Origin of the sequence: Siccirubricoccus deserti, from assembly GCF_014283215.1 — a bacterium.
Classification (GTDB): Bacteria; Pseudomonadota; Alphaproteobacteria; order Acetobacterales; family Acetobacteraceae; genus Siccirubricoccus; species Siccirubricoccus deserti.
On sequence record NZ_JACOMF010000075.1, the window covers coordinates 1 to 12,135 of the forward strand.

The window sequence follows — 12,135 nt, forward strand, 5'->3', positions numbered from 1 at the left end:
CGGCATCCGTGCCGGAGAGCAATTGATCCAGCAACTCATCGGCTATGTGCGGCGCTTTCCTTCGAGCCATGGGGGAGATCCTCTCTTTCCCTCATGACCGGCAACACACGAAAATCCCGACAGTCCCTGGCGCACCAGCGGATCGCGCTCGACGCGCTGACCCCGAACCGCGCCGCCGCCGCTCGGCAAGAGGCTCCCGTTGCGACCGCAGCTACCACCCGCTCCCGAAGGTCCACCGACAGCGCCTTTGACATGCCTGTCGGCCTCCTCGCCGACAGACAGTTTGAATCAGATCCAGCCCGCGTCGGGGAATACCCCCTGATTCATTCAGCTCGGAAACCGCTCTAGCGTTCGACGCTGTGTACGGCGGCGAAGCTTCGTCTTTCACCAGCCTTCAAGCCGGGAGCGGCTATCTGAACCTCGTCCTCCAACCCGCGCAGCGGCGTTGGTGCTGGTGGGGACGCATGATCTTCCACGTCGCCGATGTCGACACGCTCTATGAGCGGGCGCTCGCGGCGGGATGCCACCCGGCCACCGCACCCCGCGATGCCGAATGGGGAGAGCGCTTCTTCCACCTGACCGACCCGGATGGTCACGAACTCAGCTTTGCGAGGCCCTTGTCGCCCTCGACGCCAACTTGCGCCACATAGCATCCTTGCTGAACGGACACGCCCAATGACTGGCTGGGGTGGATCATGCCGTCGCCGCGGATCGACAGCGTCGCGGCGCCATCGAGAAGGCGCCGGCGGAGTAGCTTGACCGTCACGCTCGCTGCCTCGCCGGCCGGCCAACCGGTGGCCGCCACTCGCCCCGCGGCCTGGCGCGCCAGCCGAAGCGGTGGTCACCCTCCAGCAGGTGCAGATGGTCCCGCAGCCGATTGCGGCCGAGCCATTCCACTGCCGCCTCCAGCTCCGCCAGCGACATCTCGGTACGCGCCTTGCCACCAGTCGCCCGCTTCAGCGCAGCGTTGTAGGCGTGATAGAGCCCAGCCCCGCGCGGCGGCGCCACTGCCCCGGCGGTGCCCTCGGCCATATCCTCCACCGCCTGGGCGGCGACCAGCTCGCCCAGGCGCTGCCGCAGCCGCCGCTCCGCCACCGAGGGCGGCGTCAGCAACTCGCCCTGCGGCGCCGGCTCGCGTGCCGCAGCGAGGCCGGATGCGAGATCCGGACCGGGCCGCAGGGTGGAAAGCCTGAGCGCCAAGGCGTTGCTTTCCAGCGGCACGATGCCCTGGCGCTCGCGCGTCTCGGCCAGTTCCTCCTGCAGCCAATCGGGAAGCGGCAGGGCCGGCTGGCGCGACGGGCGGGGCAGCTTGGCGCGGGTGCCCTGCTCGCGTTCCATCCGCCAGCGAAAGCGGGCGAACAGCGGGTCGTCCGGGTGGAACACCGTGGCGCGCTGCGCCTCGTAGGGGCCGGCCTGCGGGTCCACCCGGGTTGCCCGCGCCACCATCTGCTCCAGCCAGGGGCGGGACCGCACATGGGTCAGCGCCGCCACCACGGCCACTTCCGGCGCGTCCAGCCCCTCATAGGCCATGGCGACGGTGACCAGCATGGAAGGCTCGGGCGTCAGCCGGAAGGCGGCCAAGGTCTCATGCGCACCGCGCTCGTCGGAAACCGCGAGCGCCGCCGTCTCGGCCTGCTGCGGCGGCACCCAGCGGCGCAGCACCTCCAGGTAGCGCCGCGCCTGGCCCTGGTCCGGCGCCACCACCAGCAGCTTGCCAAGGCCCCGCGCCGCGACGCCTGGTGGGATGCCGAGGCTGTTCCGCCGTTCCGCACGCAGGCTGCGGGTGGCGAGGAAGGCGCGGCGCAGCAGCGCCTCGGCGAAGCCGGTGCGCAGTGCGGTGAACAGGGCAGGGCGCGTCGTCTCATGCGGTGCCGGGGCGCGCAGCCGGTGCGGACCGAGATGCGGCCGCTCGCCCTTGCCGTCCTCGGGTCCCAGCCAGCTCGCCTCGCCATCCAGTGCGCCGAAGGAGACCGGCAGCACCGCGCGTTCCGCCAGCGCCCGGGCCCGGCTGTAGCCGACCACGGCGAGGCCTGGGGCGGCCAGGTCCACCTCCTCCCGCCCCGCGGTGCCGCGGCGATAGGGCAGACCGAGGATGCGGCGGCCATCGGCCCGTTCCAGCGTGCCGGAGAGCAGCAGCCGCACCGTCGCGGTGGCCAGTAGCGGCTCGATCGCTGCCGACCAGCCGGCGGCGTCGTCCGGCGGCGGGCCGGCGCCGCTGGCACCAGGGGCGGGCAGATGGTGTACCTCATCCACCACCAGCAGGGTCGGGTGGCGGCGGAACTCGCCCAGGTGCAGGTCCGGCGCGGCGGCGACACCCTGGTAAGTGGTGACGTAGCCATCCAGGCCGCGGCAGGGGTCCGGCGCGTTCTCCGCCGCGCGGACCGAAAGCCGGTGGCCCAGCGCGGTGCGCCAGGCGGGGTCGGCGAAGGCCTCCTCGGCCTGCAGCCGCAGGCTGTCGCGCGGCACCACCCAGCAGATGCGCGCGCAGATCCCGGCCGCGATCAACGCCTGCGCCGCCAGCACCGGCAGCAGCGACTTGCCGCCGCCCGGGGTAACTGCGGCCAGCACATCGCGCACCCCACCCGCCTCGCCCGCGGCGATGGCGCGCATCACCGCGAGGGTCTCGGCCTGGTGACTGCGCAACTGGCGTGGCGGCACGCGGAGAATCACCTTGCGAATTAAGGTGCAGGAGTCTGATTCAGGGGGGAATCCCTGTCGAGCCCCGTGCTGTGGGCGGAAGCATCGTGCAGCGGCGCCAGGGCGTCGCGTCGCGCTGCATCGATTGCACAACCGCCGGGCTCGACGGCCGCCAGCGCGATGGGCAGCTGACATCAAGACGCGGGATCCTTGGCGGCTGTCGGGCACACAAGGGGCTGGCGCGAAGGTGGATCAGCCCCAAGCTGGCGGTAAGTCCCGGACCGGGATCCGCATCCCAGATGAGCAAGATGCGAGACTTCGGCGGCACAGTAACGCCGCCCCAAGGCGCGGTCGTGGCAGAGGCGACCGAGTAGGCGGATCTGATCGCAGGCTGTGGCGAAGTGCTGGGCCGGAAGCGGCGATCGATCGGCTCCATACGCACCATGGCCTGGCCAGGCCCGCCTGGATGACGTTCCAGCTTCGCGTCGCCATATCCTTGTCGATGACCGGCCCTGCTCCGCTGCCCCTTCTCGACATCCGCCGCATCTACCTTGAGCCCTCTGCCGCCGTGCTGCCGCGTGGCGCGAAGATCCTGGCGCGCTTCCCCGCGGCGGAGCACATCGAGGTCGCCTCCCACTGGCGCATTCCCGAACTGCGCGACGCCGACCCCGACGACTTCCTGCGGCCGAAGCGGGAGACGCTGGTGCTTGGCGTCAAGAAGGGCCTCGGCTTCCGGCCGAACGGGCGCAGCGCGGACTTCATTGCGCCCTCCACCTCGAATGGCTGCGCGATGGCGTGCGCCTATTGCTACGTTGCGCGGCGCAAAGGCCATGCCAACCCGATCACGGTCTTCGCTAACATCGACGAGATCGCCGCAGCCACGGCCCGCCATGCCGCACAGCTCGGCCGCAAGCCGCAACCGAACCAGGTGGACGAGCGCGACTGGGTCTATGACCTCGGCGAGAACGGCGATCTTTCCGTAGACGCGCTGGTGTCAGACAACGTCCGCGACCTGGTGGCGTTGTTTCGCGGCCTGCCCAACGCCAAGGGCAGCTTCGCCACCAAATGGGTGAACCCGGCGCTGCTCGGCTACGACCCGCAGGGGCGCACGCGCATCCGCATGTCGCTGATGCCGCACGGCATGGCGAAGCTGCTCGACGTGCGAACCGCACCGGTCGCGGCCCGCATCGCTGCGCTGCCCGAGCTGCACCGCGCCGGCTACGAGGTCCAGCTCAACTTCTCCCCGGTCGTGCTGCGCGAGGGCTGGGAGGCGGAGTGGGGCGCGCTGTTCGAGGAGCTGGACGACGCGCTGCCGGCTGCGCTGAAGGACCGGCTTGCTGCCGAGGTCATCCTGCTGACCCATAATGCTGCGCTGCACGAGGTGAACCTGGCCTGGCACCCGAAGGCGGAGGAGCTGCTCTGGCGCCCTGATATCCAGGAGGAAAAGCGGAGCGAGTCCGGCGCCGCGAACCTGCGCTACCGCACGGGCTGGAAGGGGCGCTGGCTGCAGCGCCTGCTCGACCTGCTCGCCGCACGCATGCCCTATTGCCGGGTGCGCTATGCCTTTTGATGCCGCCGAGGTCCGTCCCGTCCGCCCCTGGGTGCCGAGGCGCGCGCTGGCAACCGCCGCGGCGCTGTCCTGGTCTGATGGCGAGGCTAGGGGGGAACGCCACCGAACTGGCAGGAGGATAGCGGACCATGGAGGAGGCGTAGCACGCCACAGACCCCCAGGAGTTCGAGAGCAAAGGGAATGGCTCGACCGAGCCCGGGTGGACGGCTGACATGTGCCTGACAATCGAGGAAGGCTCATGGCGCCTAGGGCTGGCCCTGCGCCGCGATCCGTGTAGCGGGAAGCGGGAACCTCGGCGGCGCTCCCGCATCTAAGCCTTCGGCCCGGCTACGTTCCGACCAGATCTCCGGCGCCCGGGAAGCAGGAGGCCGCACATGTCCACGACCAGCACCGCAGGCCGAACCGGGGAGATGCCGGCGCAGCGACACGCCCCGACCCGCTACGACGCCACCTCGCGCCTGCTGCACTGGGTCACGGTGGCGCTGATCCTCGCCGCCGCCGGGCTCGGCCTCTGGATCGCCTACGGCCGGCCGGAGGAGGAGGCCTTCAAGCTGCGCCTCTACACCCTCCACGAGAGCATCGGCGTGACGATCTGGCTGGTGACCCTCGTGCGCCTCGCCTGGCGCCTCGGTCACCCGCCGCCGCCGCTGCCGGCCGACATGCCAAACTTGCTGAAGGCTGTGGCGCGGTTCAACCACGCGGCCTTCTACCTCTGGCTCCTGACGATGCCAGTGGTGGGCTTCCTGGCCACCAACGCCTGGGGCTTCCCCCTGACCTGGTTCTGGCTGGTCCCGCTCCCGGACCCGGTGGGCAAGGACGTGCCGCTGGCCGAGACGCTGACGCTGATCCACCGGATCATGGCCTGGAGCCTGGTGGCCATGATCGTCCTGCACGTGAGCGGAGCGCTCTGGCACCACTTCGTCCGCCGCGACGGCACCCTGCGGAAGATGCTCTAGGCGCGGCGGATGCCGCGACCACCTACTCCACGCGCCCAGCCGGATCGGCGCCTGGTGGGTCCGAACCCGGCGTCCGCAGCGGCAGCCGGCGAGGAGGCGCAGCGGTGATGCCCGAGGCAATACCGGGCGGGTGGGCACCCGACGCGCCCGGCACCTGTGCCGCCCCGGCCATCGAGGACTACGCCCTCATTGGCGACGGCCGCACCGCCGCGCTGGTCTCGCGCCGGGGATCCATCAACTGGCTCTGCCTGCCCGACTTCTCCGGCCCCAGCGTCTTCGCCGCGATCTTGGACCAGGAGCGCGGTGGGCGCTTCGCCCTCTGCCCCACCGACCCCTGCACGACCGCACGCCGCTACGTCGGCTGCAGCGGCGTGCTCGAGACCAGCTTCCGCACGGGGCAGGGCACCGTCCGCGTCACCGACCTGCTGCCCGTCCCGGATGGCACCGGCGCCCTGGCCCCGATGCGCGAGGTGCTGCGCCTTGTCGAGGGCGTCGAGGGCACGGTGGAGTTGGAGGTCCTGTTCGAGCCAAGGCCCGACTATGTCCGTACCAAGCCGCGGCTCGCCCGTCGCGGCGCGCTGGGCTGGGCCTGCGCCTGGGGCGACGAGGCGCTGTTGCTCCACGCCGACTTCCCGCTGCAGCCCACCCCGGACGGGGCGGGGCTGCGGGGCAGGGCCCGCATCGGCGCAGGCGAGCGACGCGCCCTGTCGCTCTCCTACGCTAAGGGCGACATCGGCGTGGTGCCGCCGCTCGGCGAGGCCGCGGAGCGCCGGTTGCGTGCCACGCTAGACTGGTGGGAGGGCTGGAGCAGTGGGCTGCGCTACGACGGCCCGTGGCGGGACGCCGTACTGCGCAGCGCCGTCACCCTGAAGCTGCTGACCTTTGCGCTCTCGGGGGCGGTGGTGGCGGCACCCACGGCGTCTTTGCCCGAATGGCCCGGCGCCGAGCGCAACTGGGACTACCGCTACTGCTGGTTGCGGGACGCGGCGCTGACCATGCGCGCCTTCACCGGCCTCGGCCTGCGCGACGAGGCGCGGGCCTTCCTCGCTTGGCTGCTGCACGCCACCCGCCTGACCTGGCCGGAGCTGCGGGCGGTCTACGACGTCTACGGCCGGACGAATTTGCGCGAGTGCCGCCTCGACCACCTCGCCGGCCACCGCGGCTCGCGGCCCGTCCGCATCGGCAACGGGGCCTGGGACCAGGTGCAGCTCGACGTCTACGGCGAGGTGGTGCTCGCGGCGCACGACTACGTCCTGGGCGGGGGCAGGCTGCAGCGGGACGAGGCGCGGGCGCTCGCCGGCCTGGGGCGCGCGGTCTGTCGGCGTTGGCGCAAGCCGGACCAAGGCATCTGGGAGCTGCGCGGCCCGCCGCGCCAGCACACCTTCTCCAAGGTGCTCTGCTGGCTCGCCCTCGACCGGCTGCTCGACCTGCAGGCGCGCGGCCACCTCCGGATGCCGGACGAGGCCGGGTTCCGCCGCGAGCGGGCGGCGATCGCCGAGACAATCGAGGCGCGCGGCTTCAACTCCGCGCTCGGGAGCTACACCGCCGACCTGAACGGGGAGGCGCCGGACGCCGCGCTGCTGCTGATGGCCTGTCTCGGCTACCGGCCCGCCGCCGATCCGCGCATGCGCGGCACCTACGACTTCGTGGAGCAGCGGCTCGGCCGCGGCCGCGGTCTGCTGCTGCGCTACGAGGTGGGGCACGACGGCTTCGCCAGCCCGGAGGGGGCCTTCGGCATTTGCGGCTTCTGGGCGGTGGACAACCTGGTCGGCCGTGGTGAGCTCGAGGCGGCGGAGCGGCGCTTCGCCGAGCTGCTCGCCTTCGCCAACGACGTCGGGCTCCTCGCCGAGGAGGTCGACCCCCGCACGGGCGCCGCGCTCGGCAACTTCCCGCAGGCCTTCACCCATGTCGGCCTGATCAACGCCGCCCTCGCCCTGGCGCGGGCACGTCAGGAGGGTGGCTGAGGTGTCGATGCTCCCCGACCTCCCCTGGCAGTTGCCGGACCTGCTGCTCTGGGGCCTGCTGGCGACGGTGGCGATGACCACGGTGCTGCAGGGCGCCCAGGGGCTCGGCCTATCGCGGCTAAGCCTGCCCTTCCTGGCCGGCACCTTCCTCAGTAGCGACCGGCGGCGGGCGGTAGTGCTGGGCTTTGCGCTCTACACGCTGGGCGGCTGGCTCTTCGCCTTCGCCTACTTCCTGCTGTTCGCCAGCCTGGGACTCTGCAGCTGGTGGTTCGGTGCTTTGGTCGGGGCACTGCACGGGCTGTTCCTGCTAGTCGCCGCCATGCCGCTGCTACCCTACCTCCACCCGCGTATGGCGTCCGAGTACGACGGGCCGACGGAGCTGCGGCAACTCGAGCCGCCCGGCTTCATGGGGACCAACTACGGCCTACGGACGCCGCTCACGACCCTGCTTGGACAGGCCGTCTACGGCGCCACGCTCGGCGGCCTGGCGCAGCTTCAGGGCGGCCTAGGCTGACCGGACCTCCTGCGGCCGCGCAAACCGGCTCAGGGCAGCGGCCCTCGGTGGCGCCGCAGAGACCAACCGCTACTTCCGAGGGCGGCGATTAGGCCGAGCACGGCCGCCAGCGCCGCGGCGCCCAGGCCCGCGCGCAGCGCCGCAGGGTCCACCGACACGACACCCTGCCTAGCTCGCGCGTCGAAGCGGCCGTGGACGCCCTGCTCGCCGGGCACGGGCCCAAGCAGGTTGTCGGGAGCGCCGGCCAGTGCAGGCTCCGGCGTCATCTGGCCCTCGTAGGCGCGCTTAGCCAGGATGCGATCCAGTAGTCCGGGCGCCAGCATGGCGCCGAGGATCGCCTGCACGGTGGGGCCGCCCACCCAAAGCTCCCGCGGCGCGTCGAGGGCCGCCCGGTAGATCGCCTCGGCCACCGCCTCTGGCTGGTGGATGGGCGGCACCGGCTGCGGGCGGCGCGGCAGGCGGCTGCGCGCCCAGCCGAACTGCGGCGTGTTCACCGCGGGTAGCTGCACCATGGTCAGCCGGATGCGGCTGCGCTCGCGCAGCAGCTCGCAGCGGAGGGCGTCGGTGAAGCCGCGGATCGCGAATTTCGCGCCGCAGTAGGCCGCCTGCAGCGGGATGGCGCGATAGCCCAGGGCGGAGCCGACCTGCACAATGGTGCCGCGCCCCTCCTGACGCCGCATGTGCCGCAGCGCCGCCAGGGTGCCGTGGACCGCGCCAAGGTAGGTCACCTCCGTAACCCGTCGGATCTCGTCGGCCGACATGTGCTCCACCACGGAGTAGACGGTGACCATGGCGCCGTTGACCCACACGTCGATGCCGCCGAAGGCCGCGGCGGCGCGGTCGGCAGCGGCCTGCACCGCGGTCTCCTGCGCCACGTCGGCCGGCAGCACGAGCGCCCGGCCGCCCAGCGCTTCTACCTCCTGCCGTGCTCGCTCCAGGCGCTCCTCCCCGCGGGCGATGAGCCCCACGTTCCAACCCCGGCGCCCGAAAGCGGTTGCCACCGCGCGGCCGACACCGGCAGACGCGCCGGTGATCACCACGCTCCCGGTTGCGGTACCCGGGCGCGTCATGCCGCCCCTGCCGAGACCGTACGCGCGGTCCGACGAGCCTGCCCCGCCGCTCGCCCGCGCGGGCCGGGGAGGCCTCGCGTAGTCTGTGCCTCGTGGGTGGTAGCCTGTCCGTCCGTGTCACCCGAGTCGCGTCCGCGGTCGGCGCAGACACGCCGGCGCAACAGGGGATGCGGGACTGCAAGGTCCTGTCCTACCTCGCTCTCGGTGCTCACGGTTCGGTTCTCCGGCGGATCGCGCAACCAACGCAACGCGATTTGCAGGACAAGTATCCGCCCTGAGCCGTGGTCCTTGCCCGCAGACCGGTCCGCCGGGTTCGACTCACGACGGTCGAGACACCGTTCCGACCGGATGTCTGCTTCGGAGCGGCCAGCTACGGAGGCTGCAGGACCGTCTTGGGCGCGGAGCGGACCCTAAGGCCGCGAGCCCTTGGTTGCTTCTTGACGTGGTCTCTGGGTTCGGAGCGAAGCTTCGGTGAGCTACGCCGCAACACCCGCCGGCGATATTGCGATGCGCTCGTCATTCGGATCCGCCGTCCAGTGCAGAAGAGCCTGCCTGCCCGATGTAGAAAGACGGTACACCCCGCGCTCGGCGCGCTCGAACCAGCCATACACGTTGCGCAGCAGGATGCGGCCAGCCTCGGGTGCAATGGCCTTCAATTCGCGTGGCCGCCGAGGCCCCTCCCCCAATGCCGCGGCGCAAGCCAGTGCCTGCTGGCGGTAGGCCGTCATGATCGGGGTGCGTGACGCCCCGCCTTGCGTAGGATCGCCCTGGCGCCGTCCGTGCTCGCGTAGCAGCAGGCTACGACGCTTGAGGTTGGTCCGGGACCGATAGGCCACCGGTGCGGCAAGTACCTCGACGGCGTGACGGGCGGGATCAACCGCGAGCAGGCCGAAGCCAAGCAGGCGGCAGAGCCGATGGACCCGGCGGTCCCGATCCCGCCCGCACCGGGAGGACCTGACCGCCAGCCAAACTTCGTCAGCGGCGGCCAGGCGGTCGACCCCTTGCAAGACGAGCTCGAGGGTAAAGCCCATCTTCAATTCGGTGATGACGAGGAAGGGCGGCTCGCCCGGCCGCACTGCCACGATGTCGCACCCGCAGACCTCGCCCTTGGCCTCATAGCCCAGGCGTTCCAGATGCGCCTTCACCGCCGCGTAGAGGGAGGTTTCAGGAGAACGTCGGGACATTGTGGTCAGCCCGCGGCAATGGTGCTGCGCGACGGTCGCTCCTGCGGTCGCTTTTGGCTTTTCGGGCTGGGCACGGCCCCGCCGAGCCACTCGCCGAGCTTAGACCAACGGCGCCGCGCGCTACCGTTCTTCACCGCGATCGCCAGCGCCCGGCGCTGCCCGACGAGCACCACCAGCCGCTTGCCACGGGTCACGCCCGTGTAGAGCAGGTTCCTGGCCAGCATGGCGTAGTGCTGGGTGGTGAGCGGGATCACCACCGCCGGGTACTCCGAGCCCTGGCTCTTGTGGATGGTGGTGGCATAGGCCAGCACCAGCTCGTCCAGTTCCCCGAAGCCGTACACCACGTCCCGCCCCTCGAAGTTGACCACCAGCTCGCCCGCCTCGGGGTCGATCGCCGACACCATGCCGAGGTCGCCATTGTACACGTCGCGCTCGTAGTCGTTGGACACCTGCATCACCTTGTCACCCACCCCGTAGCTCCAGCCGAAGCGCTCCACCCTGACCTCACCGGGCGGGTTCAGCGCCTGCTGCAGCGCGACGTTCAGCGACCGTGCACCCAGCCCGCCACGGTTCATCGGGCACAGCACCTGGACATCGCGTACGGGGTCGAGGTCAAAGCGCGCCGGAATGCGGCTTCCCACCACGGCCAGCAGCTTGTGCACGCCCTCCTCCGGATCCGCTGCCTCGACGAAGAAGAAGTCGGAATCCCGGACCGCCTTCAGCTCCGGCATCTTGCCGGCGTTGATGCGGTGGGCGTTGACGATCACCTGGCTCTCGGCCGCCTGACGGAACACCTCGGTCAGCCGCACCACCGGCACCGCCCCGGAAGCGATGATGTCGGCCAGCAGCAGCGCTGCATCTTTTGGCAGCGCACGCAGCAGGGCGCGCATGAGAGGCACGTCCACCATCGAGGTCTCATCCACCACCAGCAGCTGGCAGGCCAGCGGGCTTTCCTCACCGCGCTTGAAGCCGCCGGTCTTGGGGGCGGCTTCCAGCAGGCGGTGGATGGTTCGCGCCTCCAGCTTGGTGCTTTCGCTCAGACGCTTGGCCGCCCGCCCCGTGGGTGCACAGAGAGCAACTTCCACCCCCTTGGCCCGCAGCACCTGCAGAATGGAGTTCACTAATGTCGTCTTGCCGACGCCCGGGCCGCCGGTGATCACCAGCGCCTTGGAGCGCAGCGCCAGGCGCAGCGCATCACGCTGGCTGGCGGCCAGTTCAAGGCCGGTCCGGCCCTCGACCCAGGGGATCGCCTTCTCGGCATCGATCTCCGGCCAAGGTGGCCGGCCGATGGCCAGGGCGTGCAGCCGTTCGGCGATGATCTCCTCTGGCGAAACCCGTGTCGGTTACACCGCGAGGTTAGCGCCGCAGATAAGGCCGTGACCACAAAAATGAAAGCGCCCAGGGCGCCATTTTCTTGCAACGACTGGCCAACCCTTCAGCATTAAGTTGCTTGTGAAGGCAAAGGGTGGCACACATTCCTCAGCCACGTTCCTCCTGCGTAGGCAAAAAAAGGCGGCACCGCTAGGCGCCGCCGAGTTTAGGGAGGAAACGTCCAAGAAAGGCGGACAACTCGAAAACCTCGGGTTGCCTGCTGCTTGCGCTCATAATCTCGGCGGCACCGAAGCGCAAGCGATATGCTGCGCCGCACAAAGCATCAAAGCCGAGCGGCCAGAAAAGTTCCCGCGCAGCCTGCTGCGGCGGTCCGGCCGCCGCAGGCCGCCATCAAGGCCGCTCCCGCCAGCCGGGTGTCCAGCGTGCGGTTGCGGAAGCCGCTGCGGTAGTTCAGCCGCTCGCCGGTGCGCTCATGCCGCCCGGCGCCGATCAGGCCCTCCACATCGGCCTCCATCAGCATCTGCAACACCGCCTCGGCGACGCTGCGAAGGAAGTCAGCGTCTCCGGCTTTCGCCAGCAGCTCCGCCAGTGGCAGTCTGTCCTCGGTTCATCGGGTCCTCGGCCGGTCAGGGGTGGGAGCCTCGCAACTCCACCCTAGCCGCTAAGTCCGATGGCCACCCCAGCCCTACACCCCGGCCAAAACCGGAATTTCCACCACCTCCGCGGACGCTACCGTCAGCCGCCGATGACACCGATACAAAACACAACCTGAGCTCGAGTTTGGCCATTTCCGGGGTAAGGCGGCGGAGCGGGTGAGCAGATAGGCTGGTGGCGTCCTGGCCAGAGGACCGCCCCCATGCTGACCCTGCCGGCCCGCTTCGCCGCGGTGATCCTATGCTTCGCGCCGC

At 70.6% G+C, this 12,135-nt stretch carries 9 protein-coding genes and 3 pseudogenes; 5 read left to right on the forward strand and 7 right to left on the reverse strand.

Annotated features, from left to right (window positions below; genetic code table 11):
* Positions 1–125: 125 nt before the first annotated feature.
* Positions 126–254 (reverse strand): annotated as a pseudogene (locus H7965_RS26040) (helix-turn-helix domain-containing protein); the annotation flags it as partial.
* A gap of 210 nt (positions 255–464) precedes the next feature.
* On the opposite strand from H7965_RS26040, the gene H7965_RS32065 reads away from it, so the two are divergent.
* Positions 465–650, forward strand: coding sequence for a VOC family protein (locus H7965_RS32065; RefSeq protein WP_390624617.1), 186 nt, complete (start codon positions 465–467; stop codon positions 648–650).
* On the opposite strand, the gene H7965_RS26050 is transcribed toward H7965_RS32065, so the two are convergent.
* Both H7965_RS26050 and H7965_RS26055 read right to left on the reverse strand, forming a co-directional pair.
* Entirely contained in the window at positions 593–766 is a 174-nt protein-coding gene (locus H7965_RS26050; protein WP_186773469.1) for a hypothetical protein, read from the reverse strand. The genes H7965_RS32065 and H7965_RS26050 overlap by 58 nt on opposite strands.
* Positions 763–2,658 (reverse strand): DEAD/DEAH box helicase, encoded by a 1,896-nt coding sequence (locus tag H7965_RS26055; RefSeq protein WP_229682801.1) that lies wholly within the window; start codon positions 2,656–2,658, stop codon positions 763–765. Before H7965_RS26055 ends, H7965_RS26050 begins: the two co-directional genes overlap by 4 nt.
* 481 nt (positions 2,659–3,139) lie before the next feature.
* Between H7965_RS26055 and H7965_RS26060 the strand changes: the two genes are divergently transcribed.
* The 4 genes from H7965_RS26060 (at position 3,140) to H7965_RS26075 (ending at position 7,641) form a co-directional block, all read left to right on the forward strand.
* Positions 3,140–4,207, forward strand: a complete 1,068-nt coding sequence (locus tag H7965_RS26060; RefSeq protein ID WP_186773471.1) for a spore photoproduct lyase family protein — start codon at positions 3,140–3,142, stop codon at positions 4,205–4,207.
* 374 nt (positions 4,208–4,581) lie between these two features.
* Entirely contained in the window at positions 4,582–5,163 is a 582-nt protein-coding gene (locus H7965_RS26065) for a cytochrome b (protein ID WP_229682800.1), read from the forward strand.
* A gap of 107 nt (positions 5,164–5,270) precedes the next feature.
* Positions 5,271–7,127 carry a glycoside hydrolase family 15 protein gene (locus H7965_RS26070; RefSeq protein ID WP_186773472.1) on the forward strand — a complete coding sequence of 619 codons (1,857 nt, stop codon included), beginning with the start codon at positions 5,271–5,273 and terminating at the stop codon, positions 7,125–7,127.
* Position 7,128: 1 nt separating this feature from the next.
* Positions 7,129–7,641, forward strand: coding sequence for a hypothetical protein (locus tag H7965_RS26075; protein ID WP_456308200.1), 513 nt, complete (start codon positions 7,129–7,131; stop codon positions 7,639–7,641).
* Between the two features lie 29 nt (positions 7,642–7,670).
* On the opposite strand, the gene H7965_RS26080 is transcribed toward H7965_RS26075, so the two are convergent.
* From H7965_RS26080 to H7965_RS26095, 4 genes and pseudogenes are all read right to left on the reverse strand, one after another.
* Positions 7,671–8,711, reverse strand: coding sequence for an SDR family oxidoreductase (locus tag H7965_RS26080; RefSeq protein WP_186773473.1), 1,041 nt, complete (start codon positions 8,709–8,711; stop codon positions 7,671–7,673).
* A 476-nt stretch (positions 8,712–9,187) separates the two neighbouring features.
* Positions 9,188–9,895 carry a DUF2161 family putative PD-(D/E)XK-type phosphodiesterase gene (locus tag H7965_RS26085; RefSeq protein WP_186773474.1) on the reverse strand — a complete coding sequence of 236 codons (708 nt, stop codon included), beginning with the start codon at positions 9,893–9,895 and terminating at the stop codon, positions 9,188–9,190.
* A 5-nt stretch (positions 9,896–9,900) separates the two neighbouring features.
* Positions 9,901–11,220, reverse strand: a pseudogene (gene recD2 / locus H7965_RS26090) (SF1B family DNA helicase RecD2); the annotation flags it as partial.
* Between the two features lie 413 nt (positions 11,221–11,633).
* Positions 11,634–11,822, reverse strand: a pseudogene (locus tag H7965_RS26095) (transposase); the annotation flags it as partial.
* Between the last annotated feature and the right edge of the window lie 313 nt (positions 11,823–12,135).